The sequence below is a fragment of the Streptococcus sp. VTCC 12905 genome (assembly GCF_049893385.1).
Lineage (GTDB): Bacteria > Bacillota > Bacilli > Lactobacillales > Streptococcaceae > Streptococcus > Streptococcus suis_AA.
Genome location: NZ_JBMVJC010000002.1, coordinates 14,813 through 35,617 on the forward strand (window position 1 = coordinate 14,813; position 20,805 = coordinate 35,617).

Genomic DNA, 20,805 nt, shown 5'->3' on the forward strand with positions numbered 1-20,805 from the left:
TCTTCTTTTTTCAGTATAATGGAGGAATGAAATATCAATTAATATTATGGGCCATCCAAATACTCATTATCGGTTTGATTATTTGGATGCTCTATACCATTTTATCTTATGCAAAAAAACATAAGATTTCTCTAACTGAAAAATTTTGGACAGGATTTGGCATTGGGTATGTCACAGATCTGCTAGACACCTTGGGGATTGGTACATTTGCGACGACTACAACCATGTTTAAGCTAACAAAGTTGGTGGAGGATGACCGAAGAATTCCAGCCACGATGACAACAGCTCATATTATCCCAGTCTTAGTAGAAGCCTTGCTTTTTATAACAATTGTCGAGGTTGACATTGTGACACTTATTGCAATGGCAGCGGCAGCTTTTACTGGAGCGTTTGTTGGGGCAAAGGTTACTCAGACCTGGAATACTCAGAAGGTACAACGGATTTTGGGGATTTTACTTGTGCTTGCAGCAGGTTTCATGGTTTATCGTATGTTAACCAATCCTGGTGCGGATCTGACAAATGAAGTGAGGGGCTTAACAGGGTTGAAATTAGCACTTGGGATGGTCTTTGACTTCATGGTAGGGATGTTGATGAGTATGGGACTTGGGAACTATGCACCGGAATTAATCTTCTTCTCATTGATGGGAATCAGTCCCGCTGTTGCTCTTCCTGTTATGATGCTTAATGCTGCTATGATTATGACAGCTGGTGCCAAGCAGTTTATCCAATCTGGTCGAGTCAACTGGCCTGGTGTACCTGGGATTATCGTCGGTGGAGTATTAGGTGTTCTGACAGCAGCCTTTTTCCTGTCAAATTTAGATACAAACCATTTGAAAATTTTGGTAGTTTTCATTGCTTCCTATACAGGATTTACATTATTGCGCTCGTCCTTTGTTCCAAGAATAAATAAAGAGTAGGAGGAACACATGCATATTCGATTACAAAATGAAATCGATTTAGATGGAAAGGTTGAAATCATTGATCAGCGATTTCAAGTAGAAGTTAAGGAAAAAGATGGGCATCTTTATCTAATTTTCGTAAATGACGAGGCAGAAAAAGTTGTTATCAAATGTGATGACGAAGAACTTGTCATGACACGTTTTTCAACTCCCAAGTCTATCATGCGATTTATTTCTAACAAAGAGGTTATTGTGACCATTCCCACACCGATGGGGATTCAGCATTTTGTAACCAATACTAAAAATTATCAGCTGAATCGCTCGGAACAACACTTGCGTCTGCAATATGATTTAATGGGATTGGAAAATCAACAGCGGTTTGCTTCCTATGATATGGCGATTTCATGGAAATAAGTCGGGAAAAATTGTCATATGATTTTTTTCAAGAAAATATTTCTTGAATTCCTGAGGATTTTTGGTATAATAGAAATCAAACCGAGGGAGTAGCTAGCGGATTCATCCGTGATATTGTCGTCAATCCGACTTGTTTCCGGCAATATATTAAATAGCGAGACTTGTTTTAATAAGACAGGTCTCTTTTTTATTTGTAAGTAAAAAAGGGACCGAGAAGGAGAAGGAAATTGTCAAAAGAACAAAAACGCGATTTGTTTTATACACAGAGCGAAGAGCAAGTATTGTCAAGCATGGGGTCTTCTTTAGACGGTTTGTCTAGTGATGAGGCAAGCAAACGTCTAGCAGAATATGGTCGTAACGAATTGGAAGAGGGTGAAAAGCGTACCCTTCTAGCTAAATTCTTAGATCAGTTCAAAGACTTGATGATTATTATTTTGATTGCTGCATCTATCTTGACGGTGATTACAGAAGGTTCTCGCGGTTTGACGGATGCCATCATCATCTTGGCCGTAGTTGTTTTGAACGCTGCTTTTGGTGTTTATCAAGAAGGTCAAGCAGAGGCGGCCATTGAAGCGCTGAAAGACATGTCAAGTCCAGTGGCGCGTGTGCTTCGTGACAACCATGTAGTCGAAGTGGATTCTAAAGACTTAGTACCAGGGGACATCGTTTTGCTTGAAGCAGGCGATGTTGTCCCAGCTGATATGCGTTTGTTGGAAGTTAACTCCCTCAAAATTGAAGAGGCAGCTCTTACAGGTGAATCTGTACCGGTTGATAAAGATTCATCAGTAGTTTTAGCAGAAGATGCACCGATCGGTGACCGTGTTAATATGGCCTACCAAAACTCAAATGTTACCTATGGTCGTGGTTTGGGTGTTGTAACGAATACTGGTATGTACACTGAAGTTGGTCACATCGCCGGAATGCTGGCTAATGCTGATGAAATAGACACACCGTTGAAACAAAATCTGAACCAATTGTCCAAGGTATTGACCTATGCCATTCTTGCAATTGCTGCCATTACTATGGCTGTTTCAGTTTTTGTACGTGGTGAAGGAATCTTGCCAGCCCTTATGACATCTGTTGCCCTTGCGGTTGCAGCCATTCCTGAAGGTTTGCCTGCCATTGTAACAGTTATCCTTTCACTTGGTACTCAAGTATTGGCTAAACGAAACGCTATCATTCGTAAATTGCCAGCCGTTGAGACTCTTGGTTCAACTGAAATCATTGCATCAGATAAGACTGGTACATTGACTATGAACCAAATGACTGTTGAGAAAGTCTATACAAACGGTCAATTGATTGATGCTAAAGAAGCTTTGGATGCAAGCAATACAACGCTTCGTGTTATGAACCTTGCCAACGATACAAAAGTTGACCCAACAGGCAAATTGATTGGTGATCCAACTGAAACGGCACTTGTTCAATTTGGTTTGGATCAAAACTTTGACGTTCGTGAAGTATTGGTTTCTGAGCCTCGTGTGGCAGAATTACCATTTGACTCAACACGTAAGTTGATGTCAACAGTTCACCAACAAGCTGCAGGTAATTTCTTTGTAGCTGTCAAAGGTGCTCCAGACCAGTTGTTGAAACGTGTAACGCAAATCGAAGAAAATGGAACAATCCGTCCAATCACAGATGCAGATAAAAAGGCTATTCTTGCTATTAACAAGGACTTGGCCAAACAAGCACTTCGTGTCTTGATGATGGCTTACAAGTATGTAGATGCTGTGCCTACTATGGAATCAGACATTGTTGAAAATGATCTTGTCTTCTCAGGCTTGGTTGGTATGATTGACCCTGAGCGTCCTGAAGCGGCTGAAGCAGTCCGTGTTGCTAAGGAAGCTGGCATCCGTCCAATCATGATTACTGGTGACCACCAAGATACTGCTGAAGCAATTGCGAAACGTCTTGGTATTATTGATCCAAATGATACTGAAGACTGTGTATTCACAGGTGCTGAGCTCAATGAGTTGACAGATGAAGAATTCCAAAAAGTTTTCAAACAATATTCAGTTTATGCTCGTGTTTCCCCAGAACACAAGGTTCGTATTGTAAAAGCATGGCAAAACGAAGGCAAGGTCGTCGCTATGACTGGTGATGGTGTGAATGATGCGCCATCTCTTAAGACTGCTGATATCGGTATTGGGATGGGTATTACGGGTACAGAAGTTTCTAAAGGTGCATCTGATATGGTTCTTGCAGATGACAACTTTGCTACTATCATCGTAGCGGTTGAAGAAGGACGTAAGGTCTTCTCAAATATTCAAAAGACAATTCAGTACCTTTTGTCAGCAAATACTGCAGAAGTATTGTGTATTTTCCTTGCAACTCTCTTTGGTTGGGATGTACTTGATCCAGTTCATCTTTTATGGATTAACTTGGTAACGGATACTCTTCCAGCTATTGCCCTTGGTGTTGAACCAGCTGAACCTGGTGTGATGCAACACAAGCCTCGTGGACGTAACTCAAGTTTCTTCTCAGGCGGTGTTATGAGTTCTATTATTTACCAAGGTATTCTTCAAGCTGCGTTAGTTTTAGGTGTATATGGTTTTGCGCTAATTTTCCCTGAACATAGCACATATGAAGAAATCCATGCAGATGCGTTGACTATGTCTTACTTGACTCTTGGTTTGATTCAATTAGTGCATGCATTTAACGTGAAATCAGTGTATCAATCAATCTTCACAGTTGGACCATTTAAAAACAGACTCTTTAACTGGTCTATTGCGGCAGCCTTCTTGCTACTGATGGCAACGATTGTCATTCCAGGATTTAATACATTCTTCCATGTGACACATCTAAGTATGACACAATGGTTAGTAGCAATCATTGGTTCAGGCCTTATGATTGTTATTGTAGAGCTTGTTAAATTTGTTCAACGTAAGATGGGATTGGATGAAAAAGCTATCTAATATAGTTATTCAGCTTATCTTTTATTAATTCGTTAACTCGCCTTGCCGTACTTCAGTACAGCCTGTGACTCGTTGCCTTTTACTAAAAGCAAACTGAAGACTATATCATTTGAAAAAGCTCAGATTTAGTGGTCTGAGCTTTTTTCTCTACGGATAATGTATTTTGGAAAGATTAGATGTCCTAACAAAGTAATGGCAAGTGCTAGTACGAGGAGGATGGTTTTGACAAGAGTTGGTAAGTCAAATAGAAAGACAATTGGAAGGATTGCCAGACTCAAATAGTAGAGAGTGAAGTATTTGCTGTTTTCCACTATATGAACCCTATCGCCTTCTTTAACTTGAATGGCTGACTTTTTATCCCCTTGAACGCTTAGTGAAACAGACGGTTGTGTAATTGGTAAGCTTAGAATTTTACCTTGAGTAACTGTCCCAGCAATTTTTCCATCTACCAGAAGTGGAAGTTTTTGGGAGGATAGTTGTTTGATAGGTTTTGGATAATGAATAATAACTCTCATATGAACCTCCTTGTAATCCAGTTTCATTATAGCAAAAAATGAAAAAAACATGCAAATATATTCTGGAATGGTTGTCCTTTCAATGCTTGTTTGAGAAGAAAGAAACTGCTATAATTTTTATGAGGTGAGAAAGTATATGAATGATCTTCAGCAGTATGTTTTTAGTAAAAGTAGTTATTTACCTTCAGATAAGTTACTGCTTCTTCAACAGGAGTTGGAAGATTTGGATGAAGGAGCCTTAAATGCTCTCATGATGGGTGAAATGCGTCAGCCTCTAGTTGCTCTTATTTTAGCTATTTTTTTCGGTGAATTTGGAGTGGATCAATTTTATGTTGGAAATAAGGGACTGGGGTTTGCAAAATTAATCACATTTATCATTTCGTTTGTAACGCTATTTATTATGATAGGTTTCTTATTTTTTATTGGTGTGTACTTGTGGAAATTTATTGATTGATTCTTTATTATCCGGGCTTGTAAGCAAGCGAATTTTGAACGATTGATGTTGCAAATCCATCAATATAAGACTTTTCAGTACAAGAATACAGCTTTTTCATAATGGGAATGAAAGGAGATTTTGAAGAAACAGTCCTTTTTTACATATGTAAAAAACTGTAAAGGTGCTGTAACATGTCTTGTGTTTTGTCATAGAAGTGACATTTTTTAATCTTAATTTTATGGTATAATTATAAAATATGTCAGTGAGGAGAGGTGCTATGAAGGATAAAAAGATGAGTCTATTTTTATTTATTACCTACCTCCTTTTGCTTACGTGGGTGATTGTTTACAAAATGGACCTTTCTGTTTTGTATGGGCGTTATGAAAGTGGAAGTCTGAACCTCATCCCATTAGCAGGCAAAGCCGTTTATAATGGTGTTTTAAATTATCAAAAAATACTATTCAATATAATCAGTTTCATTCCATTTGGTATGTATATGGAGATGCTCTTTAGAAAGGCGTCTTGGGTTACAAATCTAGGCATAATCTTATTGGTTAGTCTTGTGTTTGAAGTGTGGCAGTTTGTCTTTTTATTGGGAATTGCTGATATTACTGATTTATTAGCTAATGGATTTGGTGGTGCTATAGGGATTAATATTATGTATGTATTGACAAGTATCTGGAGAGAAAAGGCTTATTCACGTGTAAATATCCTTTGTTTGTCGGCAACTGTTTTTGTCATATTAATAACTTATTTAACTCTGTAAGTCTTGCCAAATATGTCTGTAGTTTGCTAAAATGAAGATAATGAATATAAAAGAAGAGATTATTAAATTATCTCAGGAAATCGGAATCTCGAAGATTGGTTTTACGACTGCAGATGATTTTGATTACCTAGAGAAATCTTTACGAGCCAGTCAAGAGGAAGGGCGTTCGTCAGGTTTTGAACATAAGAACATTGAAGAACGCATCCGTCCTAAACTGTCGTTAGAATCTGCCAAAACCATCATTTCTATCGCGGTAGCTTATCCTCGACATTTGCCTGTCAAACCGCAGAAGACCCAGTACAAACGTGGGAAGATTACCCCTAATTCATGGGGACTTGATTATCACTATATCTTGCAAGATAAGATGGAGCGTTTGGCACGGGAAATTGAGAAACTAACGGATGGTTTGGAATACAGGGCTATGGTAGATACAGGAGCTTTGGTGGATACAGCGGTCGCTCGTCGCGCAGGAATTGGCTTTATCGGTAAGAATGGGCTGGTCATTTCTAAGGAATTTGGTTCCTATATGTTTCTAGGAGAATTAGTGACCAACCTTGACATCGAACCAGACCAACCAGTAGATTACGATTGCGGTGACTGCAATCGCTGTGTTGTAGCATGTCCGACGTCTTGTCTATTGGGTGACACGACCATGAATGCCCGTCGCTGTCTGTCCTTTCAGACCCAGGATAAGGGTATGATGGACTTGGAGTTTCGTAAGAAAATCAAGACGGTCATCTATGGTTGTGATATTTGCCAGATTTGTTGTCCTTACAACAAGGGAATTTCCAGTCCACCTGTGGTAGAGATCGATCCAGATTTGGCAGAACCAGAGTTAATACCCTTTTTGGATTTGTCGAATGGACAGTTCAAGGAAAAATTTGGCATGATTGCTGGCTCTTGGCGGGGGAAAAACATTCTCCAGCGCAATGCCATCATAGCCTTGGCCAATAGTAATGATCGCTCTGCTATTCCCAAACTCCTAGAAATTATTGATAAGAAGCAAAATCCAATCCACATGGCGACGGCAATCTGGGCTCTGGGACAGTTAGTGAAACAACCTAATGAAGAGATGATTGCTTTTATCGCAGGACTTTCGTCAGATAATGATGACGTATTAGCGGAGCAAGCAGCCTTTCTCAACATGGTCAAGGACTTGCAAATGTGATATAATAAAGATTATGAATCAAAATGAGGTGTATATGGATACAGCAGAATTTCGCCAAAAGATTGAAGAACTTGGCAAAAAATTAACTTCTTTTAGGGGGTCTCTTTGACTTAGAAGGTTTAAAAGAAGAGATTGCTATTCTTGAGAATAAGATGACGGAGCCAGACTTCTGGAATGATAATTTGGCAGCCCAGAAGACGTCTCAAGAGTTGAATGAATTAAAAAATACCTATGGAAATTTCCATCAGATGTTGGATTTATATGATGAATCTGAAATTTTGCTAGATTTTCTTGTGGAAGATGAGTCTGTTCGGGATGAACTAGCTGAAAAGTTGGCAGAATTGGACAAAGCCATGACTGCTTACGAGATGACCCTATTGTTGTCAGAACCCTACGACCACAATAATGCGATTTTGGAAATTCATCCAGGCTCTGGTGGGACTGAGGCACAAGACTGGGGAGAAATGCTCTTAAGGATGTATCAGCGTTATGGAAATGCCAAAGGTTTTACCGTAGAAACATTGGATTATCAAGCTGGTGATGAGGCAGGTATTAAATCCGTAACCCTTAGCTTTACCGGTCCCAATGCATATGGCTTGCTGAAGTCAGAAATGGGAGTTCACCGTTTGGTACGTATCTCGCCATTTGACTCGGCAAAGCGTCGGCATACTTCTTTTACATCTGTAGAGGTGATGCCAGAATTGGATGATACCATTGAAATTGAAATCCGAGATGATGAAGTGAAAATGGATACCTTCCGTTCAGGTGGTGCAGGTGGTCAGAACGTCAATAAGGTTTCAACAGGTGTTCGATTAACTCACATTCCAACAGGTATTGTCACACAGTCAACTGTTGACCGTACCCAATATGGGAACCGAGACCGCGCAATGAAACTCTTGCAGGCTAAATTGTATCAATTGGAGCAGGAGAAGAAGGCGGCCGAAGTGGATTCACTCAAGGGTGATAAGAAAGAAATTACTTGGGGAAGTCAGATTCGTTCGTATGTCTTTACCCCCTATACAATGGTAAAGGATCATCGTACTGGTTATGAAGTGGCTCAAGTTGACAAAGTGATGGACGGTGACTTGGACGGCTTTATAGACGCATATTTAAAATGGCGAATTAGCTAACAATTTGTATTTACAAGTAAAGTACTTATATTTAAGAGGTAGTTTTTCAGCTAATCAAGGAAGTTTTTTGAGAGAATGCTGACTGTACTTTGAAAAAAACGAACTATAAGTAGCTGAAAAACTAGACTTAGATGGAAGTGCTGAACAGTGAATACTGGTTCTCAAATCTAAAGAAAGGTCTGTCTAAGACAGGAAATCCTATGGGAATAATAGAAATGAAGGATGTTACCAAGAAATATGGTAACGGAACGACAGCCCTACGTGGTGTGTCGGTCAGTGTTGAAGCAGGAGAATTCGCATACATTGTGGGTCCTTCTGGTGCTGGTAAGTCGACCTTTATCAAACTTTTGTATCGTGAGGAAAAGCTTGACAAAGGGAGTCTTAAAGTTGGTAAATTTGATTTAGCTACGATTAAGAAAAGGGATGTCCCTCTTTTACGTCGTAGTGTTGGGGTTGTCTTCCAAGATTATAAACTTCTACCTAAAAAAACAGTTTTTGAAAATATTGCTTATGCAATGGAGGTAATCGGAGAAAAACCTCGTAATATCAAAAAGCGTGTGATGGAAGTATTGGATTTGGTTGGTTTGAAGCATAAGATTCGCTCATTTCCAAATGAACTTTCGGGTGGTGAGCAACAACGGATTGCAATTGCACGTGCAATTGTAAATAATCCTAAGGTATTGATTGCTGATGAACCAACTGGTAACTTGGATCCCGAAAACTCATGGGAGATTATGAATCTTTTAGAAAGAATTAACTTACAAGGGACAACGATTTTAATGGCGACACATAATAGCCAAATCGTAAACACACTTCGTCACCGTGTTATAGCTATCGAAGATGGTCATGTGGTACGTGATGAAGTAGAAGGAGCGTACGGATACGATGAATAATCGATTTTTTAGACACTTTATTGAGTCATTGAAAAGCCTAAAACGAAATGGTTGGATGACAATTGCCGCTATTTCTTCCGTAACCATTACTCTTACTTTAGTGGGACTGTTTGCTTCTGTCATTTTAAATACAGCTAAACTTGCTTCTGATTTGGAGCAAAATGTTCGCATAAATGTCTATCTTCGTGCAAATTCTACTGATCAAGCTGAAACGATTGTAAATGATGAGGGACAAACAGTTGCTAATCCAGATTACAAGACAGTATACAATAAAATTACAGCACTTAAAAATGTCGAAACTGTAACATATTCAAGTAAAGATGACCAGTTGAAAAAACTAACGGAAACCTTAGGTGAAACGTGGAACTTGTTCCAAGGGGATGCTAATCCACTTTATGATGCTTATGTTGTTGATACGACGGAACCTCAGTATGTTAAATCAGTCGCTGCTGAAATTGCAAAAATTGATGGTGTAACTGAAGTACGTGACGGTGAAGTGGAAACAGAACGAATCTTTAAATTGGCTGATATGGTTCGTACATGGGGCTTAGCTGCAACAGGACTGTTATTATTCACCGCTATCTTCCTAATTTCGAATACGATTCGTATTACGATTATTTCACGTAGTCGTGAAATTCAAATCATGCGTTTAGTGGGGGCAAAAAATAGTTACATTCGTGGCCCTTTTTTATGGGAAGGTGCATGGGTCGGTTTGCTAGGAGCCATTATCCCATCTATAATTGTATATTTCTTATATAAGTTAATTTATACTTCTGTAAACAGTAGTTTAGCTAGTCAAGATCTTTCTTTAATTAGCTTAAATGTGTTCATTCCAGCTATGATTGGTACTTTATTCGTTATCGGAATTCTCATAGGTTCTTTAGGCTCTCTCATTTCAATGAACCGTTATTTAAAGATTTAAATTTAGAAAAAATCCCGAGAAGTTGCTTCTCAGGATTTTTTTTATCGCTTAAAAAATGGGTTGAAATTTTTTTCATGGGCAATGGTCGTATTTTGTCCATGACCAGGGTAGACAGTATAGTGATTTGGCAGAGTAAATAAATTATTTTGGATTCCATAAATCAGGTCTTCAAAATTACTTGTAGGAAGGTCTGTCCGACCAATGGTTTCACGAAATAGGGCATCACCTGTAATTACGCATTCTTCTTCAGGGAAGATGAAGGATACACCACCAATCGAATGGCCAGGTGTGGGAACCACTATAAAATGAAATCCATCAAATTTGTATTCTTTTTCAAACTGAAAGATTTGTTCTGCGGGTTTGCAAATGACATTTTCCATATCGTCATGACGAGGTAGTCCGGACAGGTTCATTTCTGGTGTGTAAAGCCAGCTAGCTTCACTTTCTGCAACATATACTGGTGGAAAGTGGTAGGTTTCACGTAGAATGTCCAAACTCATAATATGATCGTAATGAGTATGGGTTAAGAGTATTGCAGTAATTGGTTTTCCAATTTGTTCAATCTTATCATGAATCTTGTTCCAATCGCTACCAGGATCTACTACAATCAGATGGGTATCACTTTCAAGATAATAGGTATTTTGGACGGCCACTGGATTGATTGTTTTATGGATTTTCATGTTCGCTCCCCTAATTTTCATTCATATTAGTCTATACAAAATCAAAGACGGTTTTAGTGTAACAAAAAAAATGGTATTCTTCATGGATTTTGTTTGGAGCTTTTGCCTATAAATGGAATATGCTATAATGTCATTATGGATATAACTAGTACAAGCAATCGATACGCAGTAGTAGATTTGGAAGCTACGGGGACTGGTATTGATGCAAAAATTATTCAAATCGGGATTGTTATCGTTGAAAATAGGGAAATAGTAGAGACCTATTCCACAGATATTAATCCCTATGAATTATTAGATGACCATATAAAAAATTTAACAGGGATTACGGACCAGCAGTTGGCTATTGCACCTGACTTTGGACAAGTTGCTGGAAAAATCTATGAGCTGATTAGTGATGCAATTTTTGTAGCTCATAATGTTAAATTTGATGCAAACTTGTTGGCTGAGGCTCTCTTTTTTGAGGGCTATGATTTGTTGTCTCCAAGGGTAGATACGGTTGAGTTATCCCAACTTTTCTTTCCGACCTTTGATAAATATAGTCTGGGGAATTTGGCGGAATATTTGGATTTGGGTTTAGAACAGGCTCATACGGCCATTTCTGATGCCTTGGCAACCGCTCGGTTGCTCATCAAAATTCAAGAGAAAATTAAAAGTCTCCCCACTTTCATGGTGGAGAATCTCTTGCTCTTAGCTGATCAGTTGCTTTTTGAGAGTCGATTGGTTATTGATGAGATGGTTCCATATTTGTCAGATAATCTGTCAGAAAGTTTCGAGGTAGTTCATGGATTGGTACTTAAAAGACCACTTGAAACAAAGCAGGCTTATCATCTGTCCGAAGATTTTTTGACCAACATCGCTCTACTAGGCTTGCACGAACGGAAAAACCAAACAGCTTTTGCAACAGTTGTTGAAAAACGATTGGATGATCAAGAAAGTGTGCATTTTATTCAGGCACAAGCAGGACTAGGGAAGACTTATGGCTATCTGCTTCCTCTTCTTGCCAAAACAGATCAGCCATTATTAGTGACTGTTCCAACGAAACTCCTCCAAGAGCAAATCATAGAAAATGAAGGATGTAAATTACAAGAAATATTTCATATCCCAATCGTCTCTATAAAATCCCCAAAGCATTTTATAGATTTGGATAAATTTTGGAAATCTTTGCAAAAAAAGGAAAGCAATCGACTTGTCAATTTATTCAAAATGCAAGTGCTGGTTTGGCTGACTGAAACTCATTCAGGTGACTTAGATGAGTTGAAGCAAAAACAGCGTTATCAGGCTTATTTTGACGAAATTAGCCATGATGGGACGATAGATTCCGAGAGTTTGTTTTGGGAGTGGGATTTTTGGAGAAGACTAAATCAACAAGCACAGTCATGTCGATTGCTCATCACGAATCATGCCTATTTCCTTCATCATCTCAAGGATCAAGATCCTCTCATGGCTCACCGTATCGTGGTGATTGACGAGGCGCAGAAATTTCTACTGGCTGCTGAAAACTTAGCGACTGATTCACAAGAATTGGGAGTTATTTTACAGCTCTTGCAAAGCAAAAAGGACAAAGCTGATTCGATATTGGAACAGCGCTTGTTTGAATCGAGTCAGTTTGAGCTCAGTCATTTTTTGACTCGTTTTCGACAGAGTGGTTACCGAGAAATTCATAAAGAGGAACTGGCGCAGGTTCGTCAAAATTTGACTGAATTACAGGATAGTGATTTGCGTGAATTATCGCAGTTTTTGGATTATTATGATGCATTTTGGCTGGAAGAAAAGGTATTAGAGGAAAAGCGTGTTGCTTATTTGAGAGGAGCAAAGGATGGCTTGCTAAATGTAGCAAGTCTATTACCAAAGTCTAAGATCTTCTGTATCAGTGCTACCTTGGTTATCAGTAATCAGATAAATCTATCTGACCTATTGGGATTTGAACAGGCTACAATGGATTTATTGCCAACCAAAAAAGTGGAAAACCAAGAAATTATTTTTCCAACGAATCTTCCAGACATCATAAAATTGTCAAAAGTCGAACACGCTGATTATCTGGCAGGTCATTTGATTGAAATAGCAGAGCTGGGCAAACCGATCTTGGTTTTATTTACATCCATTTCTTTACTATTACAGGTTTCTGATTTACTAGATCAGTACGATCTTCCTCATTTGGCTCAACATAAACATGGTCAGGAAATAACATTAAAACGAAAATTTGAGCGTGGAGAATGTCAACTCTTGCTTGGAACAGGAATGTTCTGGGAGGGTGTAGACTTTTCAAGCCATAATCAATTGATTCAAGTCATCACTCGGTTACCTTTTGAAAATCCGAAGGATCGTTTTGTCCAGAAAATAAATGATCATTTGAGAAATGAAGGGAAGAATCCTTTTTACGATTATAACTTGCCAATGATGATGATCAAATTAAAACAGGCTATTGGAAGGACCAATCGTCATTCAGCTCAAAAATCGATTGTATTGGTTTTAGATAACAGGGTCTATACAAAACGATATGGGCACCAAATTCTTTCCTTTTTACAGAAAGATTATCAACTAACGAAAATAGATGAAAAAGAAATTTGTGGGACATTGCAGCAATATTTTGAAGAATGAGTTGCGGATTGACAAACAATAAGATCGCTAGACGTGACTAGTCTAGCCTTTTTTTTCATGATATACGCATGAAGGAAACTTTGTTTTCAGATAACTATTTTTCATGAAAAGTTATATTTTATCCTGAAATTTTGTAATAGAGTAGATGAAAATGAGGATATACCAATGCAAGTGTGTACATTTTGTGAAAATATTTTGAAAAATGCTTGTAGCTAGAAAATAGTTACATGCATTTTCTTCATGCGTATAGCGTGCTCTTTTTTCCGTTAATAATATAGAAAAATATTTGATTCTATGGTATAATTTTTCAAATATTACTTTGAGAGAGAAGCTACGATGACTGAAAAAACAATAGTATTTAAGGTGGGAACTAGTTCCCTGACACAAGACAATGGAAGTCTGGATCGAATTAAAATAGCTCGTATTACCAATCAATTGGCTCAACTCCATCAAAAGGGCTATCAAATCGTATTGGTAACCTCAGGTTCTATTGCTGCAGGATTTAGAAGATTGGGGTTTGATAAGCGACCGACGAAAATTGCAGAAAAACAGGCTTCTGCGGCAGTGGGACAAGGGCTTTTGATTGAGGAATATACGCAAAATTTGATGAAAGATGGTATTGTATCAGCGCAAATTCTATTAACGCAAGATGATTTTGCTGACGCACGACGATATCGGAACGCTTCTCAGGCCTTGCAAGTCTTACTTAAACAACGTGCGATTCCCATTATTAATGAAAATGACACCATTGCCATTGAGGAGATTAAGGTGGGGGATAATGATACTTTGTCTGCTCAAGTTGCCTCTCTCTTAAAGGCAGATCTTCTGGTCTTGTTGACAGATGTGGACGGGCTATATACTGCAAACCCCAATAGTGATCCCACAGCAGAGCATATACCTGAAATTAAAGAAATCACGGAAGATCTATTTGCCATGGCTGCAGGGGCTGGTTCGTCTAATGGGACAGGAGGCATGACTACTAAACTACAAGCAGCTCAGATTGCAACCAAGTCAGGTGTGCCTGTATTTATTTGTTCTTCCAAAGAAGATACCGCTTTGCTTCAGGCTGTTAGTCAGACTAATAAAGGAACCTTGTTCTTAGCAGATGAACATGCCATGAATCAACGAAAACAGTGGATGGCTTTCTATGCTCGGACTGATGCGACTGTTGAAGTGGATGCAGGGGCTGTTGAAGCTATGTTGCATCAAGGTCGAAGTTTGTTAGTAGCAGGTGTAAAAAATATCGAAGGTGATTTTGGTGTAGGACAGGTTGTCGAAGTATATAGCCAAAGTGAACATCGTTTGATTGGCAAAGGTCGGGTCAAACTATCGTCCGAAGACTTGCAGAACAAGTTGAAAAATGGCAGAGCAGAAGGTGTGTTGATTCACCGAAACGATTGGGTTAGTTTATAGTCAAATAATTTATCTTTTATTGCTTCGTCGAGTGAAAAGTTTCAGTCGAGGCTTTCAGCCCCACTTTTTACAATAAAAGACTTGTAATTAGGTGGGTGAATGGACTCGTCTGGTTAAACTAACTTCATTAACCAGTCCCACTTTCTATCTGATATAAACCACATTCGTTCTATCTCCAGGTTCCAACTATCTTTCGTATAGTCGGGGGCTACTCAAAAATCAAACTGAAAGACTTACAAGGAGAAAAAAATGGCAACAACACAAGCTTTATTAGACAGTTTATTGGCTCACAAAGCCTCTATCAACCTAGCGACAACAGAACAAAAAAATCAAGCCCTATCATCAATGGCAGACCAGTTGGTTGCTCAGACTGAGGAAATTTTAGCCGGCAATGCCATCGATATGGAAAATGCCAAAGGCAAGATTAGCCAAGTGATGCAAGATAGATTGCTCTTGACTGCTGAACGGATTGAAGCGATGGCGAACGGTATTCGTGCCTTGATAGGTTTGCCAGATCCAGTTGGCTTGACCTTGGAAGAATCCACTCGGGCAGATGGGTTGAAGATTAGTAAGAAGTCTATTCCCTTTGGCTTGGTAGGGATGATTTACGAAAGCCGTCCAAATGTGACTTCAGACGCCGCAGCCTTGGCAATCAAGAGCGGAAATGCAGTCATCTTGCGTGGTGGCAAGGAAGCTTTTCATTCGGCCCAGGCCATTGTCATAGCCCTCAAGGCAGGTTTGGAGCAAGCCGGTCTTTCGTCAAAGGTCATCGAGTTAGTCCAAGATACCAGCCGTGTCTCTGCGACGGAATTGATGACTGCCAAAGGTAAGATTGACCTGTTGGTGCCTCGTGGTGGCGCAGGTTTGATTCAAGCTGTTGTTGAAAATGCAACAGTTCCTGTTATCGAAACAGGCACTGGTATCTGCCATGTCTATGTAGATAAGGATGCGGATTTGGATAAGGCTCTTCAGATTGTAGTCAACGCTAAAACCAGTCGTCCCTCAGTCTGCAATGCGGCGGAAGTCTTGTTGGTCCATGAAAAAATTGCCAGCCAATTCCTACCTCGCTTAGAAGAAGCTCTGGCTGGTCAGGTGGAGTTCCGCGCCGATAGTCAGGCGCAGGCTATTCTCAAGCACTCCACACCAGCAGGCGATCGAGATTTTGATACCGAGTTTCTGGATTATGTCTTGGCAGTCAAAGTCGTTTCAAGTGTAGAAGAAGCCATCAGACACATTGGCCAACATTCGACTGGACATAGCGAGGCCATTGTGACGGAAAACAGCCAGATGGCAGAGCGTTTCACACTCTATGTGGATTCGGCGGCTGTTTATGTCAATGCCTCGACCCGTTTTACTGACGGTGGCGAGTTTGGTCTGGGCTGCGAGCTGGGCATTTCTACCCAGAAGATGCACGCTCGTGGTCCAATGGGACTGCGTGAAATGACAACTTACAAGTACATCATCACAGGCGACGGCCATATTCGTTAGGAGGACAAGATGAAGATTGGATTTATTGGACTGGGCAATATGGGAGCGGCTCTAGCTCAAGCGGTCAGCCAGCAGGCAGACACCCAGCTCCTCCTCAGCAACCACAACCCAGTAAAAGCTCATGCTCTTCAAGAGAAGGTGGGAGGTCAGCTTTTTTCTAATGGGGAAATAGCAGAGCAGGCCGAGGTGATTTTTCTTGGGGTCAAGCCTCACCTAATTCAGTCAGTCTTATCAGGATTACAGGACCAGATTAGCCAGAATCCATCAGCTATCTGGATTTCCATGGCAGCAGGAGTGACCCTTAACAGCCTGGAAGAATTTGTGTCTGCAGATAAACTCATTCGTATCATGCCCAATACACCTGTCGCTATCGGCCAAGGCATGACAACCTATAGCGTGGTCAATCAAGAACTCGCTCCGCTATTGGAACAAATTTTAGAAAAATCTGGCAAGGTACAGCAAGTGCCAGAGAAGTTGATAGATGCTGCGACGGCTATCGCGGGCTGTGGACCTGCCTTCGTCTATCAGATGATTGAGGCCCTGACAGATGCGGGTGTGCAGAATGGTCTTACAGCGGAGGATGCGAAAATTTTGTCTGCACAAACCTTGGCTGGAACTGCTCAAATGGTATTATCCAGCGACAAGCATCCAGCCCAGTTGAGGCAAGAAGTGACCTCGCCAGGTGGATCGACTATTGCAGGCGTGGTGGCTCTTGAAAAAGAAGGCTTCCGTTACGCCGTTATCAAGGCAGTCGCCGCCGCCCTCAAAAAGACTAGAAAATTAGGCAAAAAATAGAGAGAAAACAACAAAAAGCGGGACTTTTAATCCCGCTTTGTTTTTTCCTTGATCCATTGGCTGACATTGGATATAGTTTTGCTTTGCTCCGCTTTACGTTTTTGATCTTGTACAAAATCCGCAAAACTTTGCTTGACGCCGTCTTTTTGAACCTTGTCCTGCAAATCATGCCATTTCTTTTTAAGGTTGCTGGAAGTTCGCTCGTAATAGGCTTCTAGAATCTCTTCTTTTGATTTGTAGTTCCGATAGAATGCATTTCGAGAAACCCCTGCTTTTCGTACTAACTCGGAAACCGAAATTTGCTTGAGTTCTTTTTTCTCTAGGAGAAATAGCAGAGCAGTTTCGATAGATTCCTTGGTTAGCTGATTGGCTTCTTTATTAGATTGATAGAGATTTTTTAATGATTTGGGTGAAATCTTACGCTCGGTCATATTTATCCTTTCCACTTGTGTGACGTCTGAAAGTAAATGCTTTCAGCTGGGATTGTTTAATGATATAATTGTAAGTAAATAGAGATTTATTGTCAAATAAAAAAGTAAAACTAGAAATGAGAATCCTATGTCAAAATGGAAAATTGTAGCAGATTCAGGCTGTGATTACCGTCAATTAGCGAATCTGGCGCCAAATACCGAATTTATTAGCGTGCCACTTACAATTCAGGTGGGAGATGAAGCATTCGTTGACGATGCAGGCTTGGATATTGACCATATGATGCATGTGATGGAAACTTCTAAGGTTGCAGCAGGTTCAGCATGTCCGAGTCCTCAGGCATATCAGTCCGCTTTTGAAGGAGCTGATCATATTATTGTCTTGACAATTACTGGTGGCTTGTCAGGAAGCTTTAATGCAGCTCGGATAGCAAGAGATATGTATTTGGAGGAGCATCCAGAAGTTCAAATTCACCTGATTGATAGCTTGTCAGCCGGTGGAGAAATGGACCTTTTGGTGGATGAAATCAACCGGTTGATTGGAACAGGTTTGGATTTCCCACAAGTAGTAGAGGCCATCACCTATTACCAAAACCATAGTAAGCTTCTCTTCGTATTGGCTAAGGTGGATAATCTTGTTAAGAATGGTCGTCTGAGCAAACTGGTTGGAACAGTTGTTGGACTGCTAAATATTCGAATGGTTGGTGAAGCGAGTGCTGAGGGCAAACTTGAGTTGCTTCAAAAAGCGCGAGGTCATAAAAAATCTGTCAAAGCGGCTTTCGAAGAAATGAAGAAAGCAGGGTATCAAGGAGGGCGCATTGTGATGGCACACCGTAACAATGTGAAGTTTTTCCAAGAATTTTCAGAGTTGGTCCGACATAGTTTTCCTGCCGCCATCATTGATGAGGTTGCAACGTCTGGATTGTGCAGTTTTTATGCAGAAGACGGAGGATTACTGATGGGCTATGAAATTGAGGCCTCCGTCCAATAGTTTTCAATCAAATATTTATGGTCATTTGAATTTGTAGCTTTGATACATCGTCACTTTCGGTTTGCCCTACTCTACGAAAGTGACTTGTTTCGCATAACTTATTTCCAACCTAGAACAGCCTTTAGGCTGTTCTAGCTACCTGCACCTCAGTTCCTTGTATGACAACTCGTTCATTCGACTATAATATGATGTAACCAAATTTCCCTTCGGCACAAAAGCTGAAGGGAATTTGTTTATTCGATTTATTTGGATTGCAATCGTTGCTGAAGCATATCCAACCTCTCTGGTAGATCCTCCCCATAGTGCAATTGGAGGAAATCATGCTTTTCGCCTTCAAAAAATTGACTCATTCTGATTTGCTGTTGAATGGCAGGCGTCACGGTTCCTTTTTCAATTTGAAAGGTTACACTTCCTTTTGAAATACGATATGGAACGGATAGAGAATGTTGATTGAGGTATTCTTTCGTTTTATTCCACTGTACGTGGTGTATTTGATGAAGGTGCTGTGTATTTCGTGAAAACATGCCATTATCAATATACAGTGAAAGTGCCTTTTGCATGATGAGGTTGGTATCGTAGTCAATCAAGCTTTTGTGTTGTATAAAAGCATCGCGTAATTGGCTGGGAAGGCTAATTGCACCAATTCGTAGTGCGGGAAAGAGTGTAGGGGTGAAGGATTTGATATAGATGACACGATTGTCTGTATCAAGGTAATGCAATGGAAGACTGTGGCTGGAGTCAAAATCTGCTAAATAATCATCTTCAATGATGTAGACGTTGTATTGGTAAGCAAGTTTTACAATGGCAGTCTTAGTGGCCAGGTCATAAGTTGAACCGAGAGGGTTATGCAAGCGAGGAATAGTATAGAAAAATTTGATTTTTCCTTTTTTGAAAATGGATTCTAATTCTTCAAGGTCAATGCCATCAAGGTTGCGTTCAATGGTTTGATAAGGAATCCCTTGGTGTTGAACGAGTTCGACCATCCGTGAATAGGTAGGTTTTTCAATTAATATATCAGATTTGTCATTGGTAAATGTCATTTGCGTTAGAATATACAAAGCCTGTTGGCTACCAGCGGTAATCACCAACTGGTCTTTTTTTGTATAGACATGGTAATCCATTAGAAGGCTCTGGACAGATGAAATCAATTCTGCCAGTCCTTCTTGTTGGTGGTAGTAGTTAAAGAGATAGTTTTCTCTTCCAATGAGGCTTTCATGAAGACAAATGCGGAAATCTTCGTATGGTAATTCCTGAAAATCGGCTGGATTTAAATCGACCATATCTTCCTTGAAATGTTGGTCTTCCAGGATGTAGTATCCACTTTTTTCGACAGAATAGATTTTCTTTTGGTATTTAAGTTCGACCAATGCCTTTTGTACAGTGTCTTTGCTGCACTGATAAGCTTGACTAAGTTGCCGTACTGATGGGAGTTTTTGCCCACGTTTATAAGTATGGTTTTCAATAGCTTGGTTAATGTCTGAGATAATTTGCTGGTATTTTGTCATGTCAACTGTCCCCTTACAGATGATTTACTATTAGTATATAGCATTGTTTCAAGTAAGACAAGAACAAACTGTGCAGAGTAGGCAGAGAAGCGAGGCCTGTGTTATAATGAAAGGCATGAAGATTATTTTACCAAATGCTAAAGAATTAAATACAAATATGGATCCACAAGCTTTTCAGGATTTATCTCCAGAAAGTTTGCAAGTTTTATCTGAGCTTGGAAGTAAAGATTCTCAGCAGTTAGCAGATTTTTATAAATTGCCACTGGAAAGAGCGGAGCTGGAGAAAGATCGTTGGACAAGGATAGTGCATGGTCAAGCAAAAACATATCCTGCTTGGCTCTTGTATGATGGATTGATGTATCGTTATATGTATCGAACTGACCTTTCTGACCAGGAACTGTCTTACATGAAAGATCATGTTTATATTGCAACTGGTTTTTATGGATTGATATCTCCATTCTCCCTCATTGCACCTCATCGTTTGGATTTTCAAGGGAGTTTAAAAGTGAGGGGAAAATCATTGAAGCAATTTTGGCGTCCTTATTATGATGCTTGTCTGCAAAACGAAGATGTCATTATTTCTTTGGCATCTTCGGAATTTGAACAAGTTTTTTCTCCTGAAATTCAAAAGAGAATGGTAAGGGTGCTGTTTGTGGAAGAAAAGAATGGCAAGAGGAAAATACATTCCACAATATCCAAAAAGGGGAGAGGCAGATTTTTGTCATGGATGGCAGAGACAAATTGTGTGACCTTGGAACAATTAAAGGAAGCAAGGGTCGACGGTTTTCAGTTTGATGCTATGGCTTCCACTGATAGACAACTTTGTTTTGTAAGAAAGGTGGTTTGATCAAA

Annotated in this window: 18 protein-coding genes and 1 pseudogene; 15 read left to right on the top strand and 4 right to left on the bottom strand. The window is 39.8% G+C overall.

The genetic code is table 11. The features are described 5' to 3' along the window. The first annotated feature begins 26 nt into the window (after positions 1 to 26). The 3 genes from ACPC58_RS00955 (at position 27) to ACPC58_RS00965 (ending at position 4,225) form a co-directional block, all read left to right on the top strand. Positions 27 to 917, top strand: coding sequence for a TSUP family transporter (locus ACPC58_RS00955; protein ID WP_434064972.1), 891 nt, complete (start codon positions 27 to 29; stop codon positions 915 to 917). Between the two features lie 9 nt (positions 918 to 926). Beyond that, on the top strand, positions 927 to 1,313 hold the full coding sequence (locus tag ACPC58_RS00960) for a DUF1934 domain-containing protein (RefSeq protein ID WP_318150829.1): 387 nt from the start codon (positions 927 to 929) through the stop codon (positions 1,311 to 1,313). Between the two features lie 227 nt (positions 1,314 to 1,540). Next, on the top strand, positions 1,541 to 4,225 hold the full coding sequence (locus ACPC58_RS00965) for a cation-translocating P-type ATPase (RefSeq protein WP_434064973.1): 2,685 nt from the start codon (positions 1,541 to 1,543) through the stop codon (positions 4,223 to 4,225). 125 nt (positions 4,226 to 4,350) lie between these two features. Here ACPC58_RS00965 and ACPC58_RS00970 read toward each other — a convergent pair whose 3' ends face one another. Then, positions 4,351 to 4,740 carry a hypothetical protein gene (locus ACPC58_RS00970; RefSeq protein ID WP_434064974.1) on the bottom strand — a complete coding sequence of 130 codons (390 nt, stop codon included), beginning with the start codon at positions 4,738 to 4,740 and terminating at the stop codon, positions 4,351 to 4,353. Positions 4,741 to 4,876: 136 nt separating this feature from the next. On the opposite strand from ACPC58_RS00970, the gene ACPC58_RS00975 reads away from it, so the two are divergent. From ACPC58_RS00975 to ftsX, 6 genes are all read left to right on the top strand, one after another. Beyond that, positions 4,877 to 5,194 carry an NINE protein gene (locus ACPC58_RS00975; RefSeq protein WP_434064975.1) on the top strand — a complete coding sequence of 106 codons (318 nt, stop codon included), beginning with the start codon at positions 4,877 to 4,879 and terminating at the stop codon, positions 5,192 to 5,194. Between the two features lie 259 nt (positions 5,195 to 5,453). Then, complete coding sequence (locus tag ACPC58_RS00980) at positions 5,454 to 5,942, top strand: VanZ family protein (RefSeq protein ID WP_434064976.1); 489 nt, start codon at positions 5,454 to 5,456, stop codon at positions 5,940 to 5,942. 40 nt (positions 5,943 to 5,982) lie between these two features. Continuing rightward, entirely contained in the window at positions 5,983 to 7,110 is a 1,128-nt protein-coding gene (queG, locus tag ACPC58_RS00985) for a tRNA epoxyqueuosine(34) reductase QueG (protein ID WP_434064977.1), read from the top strand. A 34-nt stretch (positions 7,111 to 7,144) separates the two neighbouring features. After that, a protein-coding gene (gene prfB / locus ACPC58_RS00990; RefSeq protein WP_434064978.1) for a peptide chain release factor 2 occupies positions 7,145 to 8,240 on the top strand; the annotation gives its coding sequence in 2 pieces (ribosomal slippage) (positions 7,145 to 7,216 and positions 7,218 to 8,240; 1,095 coding nt in all). A 200-nt stretch (positions 8,241 to 8,440) separates the two neighbouring features. Next, positions 8,441 to 9,133, top strand: a complete 693-nt coding sequence (gene ftsE / locus ACPC58_RS00995) for a cell division ATP-binding protein FtsE (protein WP_174845877.1) — start codon at positions 8,441 to 8,443, stop codon at positions 9,131 to 9,133. Then, the gene (ftsX, locus tag ACPC58_RS01000; protein ID WP_434064979.1) at positions 9,126 to 10,055 is read left to right on the top strand and encodes a permease-like cell division protein FtsX; all 930 of its coding nucleotides are present in this window, start codon (positions 9,126 to 9,128) and stop codon (positions 10,053 to 10,055) included. Before ftsE ends, ftsX begins: the two co-directional genes overlap by 8 nt. Positions 10,056 to 10,096: 41 nt before the next feature. Here the strand turns inward: ftsX and ACPC58_RS01005 are convergent, their stop codons facing one another. Then, on the bottom strand, positions 10,097 to 10,735 hold the full coding sequence (locus tag ACPC58_RS01005; RefSeq protein ID WP_024396755.1) for an MBL fold metallo-hydrolase: 639 nt from the start codon (positions 10,733 to 10,735) through the stop codon (positions 10,097 to 10,099). A 135-nt stretch (positions 10,736 to 10,870) separates the two neighbouring features. Between ACPC58_RS01005 and ACPC58_RS01010 the strand changes: the two genes are divergently transcribed. The 4 genes from ACPC58_RS01010 (at position 10,871) to proC (ending at position 17,029) form a co-directional block, all read left to right on the top strand. Beyond that, the gene (locus tag ACPC58_RS01010) at positions 10,871 to 13,333 is read left to right on the top strand and encodes a bifunctional DnaQ family exonuclease/ATP-dependent helicase (protein WP_217374805.1); all 2,463 of its coding nucleotides are present in this window, start codon (positions 10,871 to 10,873) and stop codon (positions 13,331 to 13,333) included. Positions 13,334 to 13,669: 336 nt separating this feature from the next. Then, on the top strand, positions 13,670 to 14,746 hold the full coding sequence (proB, locus tag ACPC58_RS01015) for a glutamate 5-kinase (protein WP_434064980.1): 1,077 nt from the start codon (positions 13,670 to 13,672) through the stop codon (positions 14,744 to 14,746). 249 nt (positions 14,747 to 14,995) lie between these two features. Further along, a complete protein-coding gene (locus ACPC58_RS01020) occupies positions 14,996 to 16,234 on the top strand; it encodes a glutamate-5-semialdehyde dehydrogenase (protein WP_434064981.1) in 1,239 nt (412 codons plus the stop codon). 9 nt (positions 16,235 to 16,243) lie between these two features. Then, positions 16,244 to 17,029 carry a pyrroline-5-carboxylate reductase gene (gene proC / locus ACPC58_RS01025; RefSeq protein WP_130554367.1) on the top strand — a complete coding sequence of 262 codons (786 nt, stop codon included), beginning with the start codon at positions 16,244 to 16,246 and terminating at the stop codon, positions 17,027 to 17,029. 173 nt (positions 17,030 to 17,202) lie between these two features. Here the strand turns inward: proC and ACPC58_RS01030 are convergent. Further along, a pseudogene (locus tag ACPC58_RS01030) lies at positions 17,203 to 17,460 on the bottom strand (TetR/AcrR family transcriptional regulator); the annotation flags it as partial. A 127-nt stretch (positions 17,461 to 17,587) separates the two neighbouring features. Between ACPC58_RS01030 and ACPC58_RS01035 the strand changes: the two are divergent. Next, the gene (locus tag ACPC58_RS01035; protein WP_418127145.1) at positions 17,588 to 18,448 is read left to right on the top strand and encodes a DegV family protein; all 861 of its coding nucleotides are present in this window, start codon (positions 17,588 to 17,590) and stop codon (positions 18,446 to 18,448) included. A 242-nt stretch (positions 18,449 to 18,690) separates the two neighbouring features. Here ACPC58_RS01035 and ACPC58_RS01040 read toward each other — a convergent pair whose 3' ends face one another. Next, the gene (locus ACPC58_RS01040; RefSeq protein ID WP_130554364.1) at positions 18,691 to 19,953 is read right to left on the bottom strand and encodes a PLP-dependent aminotransferase family protein; all 1,263 of its coding nucleotides are present in this window, start codon (positions 19,951 to 19,953) and stop codon (positions 18,691 to 18,693) included. Positions 19,954 to 20,068: 115 nt separating this feature from the next. On the opposite strand from ACPC58_RS01040, the gene yaaA reads away from it, so the two are divergent. Then, entirely contained in the window at positions 20,069 to 20,800 is a 732-nt protein-coding gene (gene yaaA / locus ACPC58_RS01045) for a peroxide stress protein YaaA (RefSeq protein ID WP_434064982.1), read from the top strand. Positions 20,801 to 20,805: the final 5 nt, after the last annotated feature.

Excerpts from the sequence above, each read along its gene's own strand:
- ACPC58_RS00980 (WP_434064976.1), top strand. The coding sequence starts at position 5,454 with ATGAAGGATAAAAAGATGAGTCTATTTTTATTTATTACCTACCTCCTT.
- queG (WP_434064977.1), top strand. The coding sequence starts at position 5,983 with ATGAATATAAAAGAAGAGATTATTAAATTATCTCAGGAAATCGGAATC.
- ACPC58_RS00970 (WP_434064974.1), bottom strand. The coding sequence starts at position 4,740 with ATGAGAGTTATTATTCATTATCCAAAACCTATCAAACAACTATCCTCC.
- ACPC58_RS00975 (WP_434064975.1), top strand. The coding sequence starts at position 4,877 with ATGAATGATCTTCAGCAGTATGTTTTTAGTAAAAGTAGTTATTTACCT.
- ftsE (WP_174845877.1), top strand. The coding sequence starts at position 8,441 with ATGGGAATAATAGAAATGAAGGATGTTACCAAGAAATATGGTAACGGA.
- ACPC58_RS01010 (WP_217374805.1), top strand. The coding sequence starts at position 10,871 with ATGGATATAACTAGTACAAGCAATCGATACGCAGTAGTAGATTTGGAA.
- proC (WP_130554367.1), top strand. The coding sequence starts at position 16,244 with ATGAAGATTGGATTTATTGGACTGGGCAATATGGGAGCGGCTCTAGCT.
- ACPC58_RS01005 (WP_024396755.1), bottom strand. The coding sequence starts at position 10,735 with ATGAAAATCCATAAAACAATCAATCCAGTGGCCGTCCAAAATACCTAT.
- yaaA (WP_434064982.1), top strand. The coding sequence starts at position 20,069 with ATGAAGATTATTTTACCAAATGCTAAAGAATTAAATACAAATATGGAT.
- ACPC58_RS01020 (WP_434064981.1), top strand. The coding sequence starts at position 14,996 with ATGGCAACAACACAAGCTTTATTAGACAGTTTATTGGCTCACAAAGCC.
- ACPC58_RS01035 (WP_418127145.1), top strand. The coding sequence starts at position 17,588 with ATGTCAAAATGGAAAATTGTAGCAGATTCAGGCTGTGATTACCGTCAA.
- ACPC58_RS00960 (WP_318150829.1), top strand. The coding sequence starts at position 927 with ATGCATATTCGATTACAAAATGAAATCGATTTAGATGGAAAGGTTGAA.
- proB (WP_434064980.1), top strand. The coding sequence starts at position 13,670 with ATGACTGAAAAAACAATAGTATTTAAGGTGGGAACTAGTTCCCTGACA.
- ACPC58_RS00955 (WP_434064972.1), top strand. The coding sequence starts at position 27 with ATGAAATATCAATTAATATTATGGGCCATCCAAATACTCATTATCGGT.
- ACPC58_RS01040 (WP_130554364.1), bottom strand. The coding sequence starts at position 19,953 with ATGACAAAATACCAGCAAATTATCTCAGACATTAACCAAGCTATTGAA.
- ftsX (WP_434064979.1), top strand. The coding sequence starts at position 9,126 with ATGAATAATCGATTTTTTAGACACTTTATTGAGTCATTGAAAAGCCTA.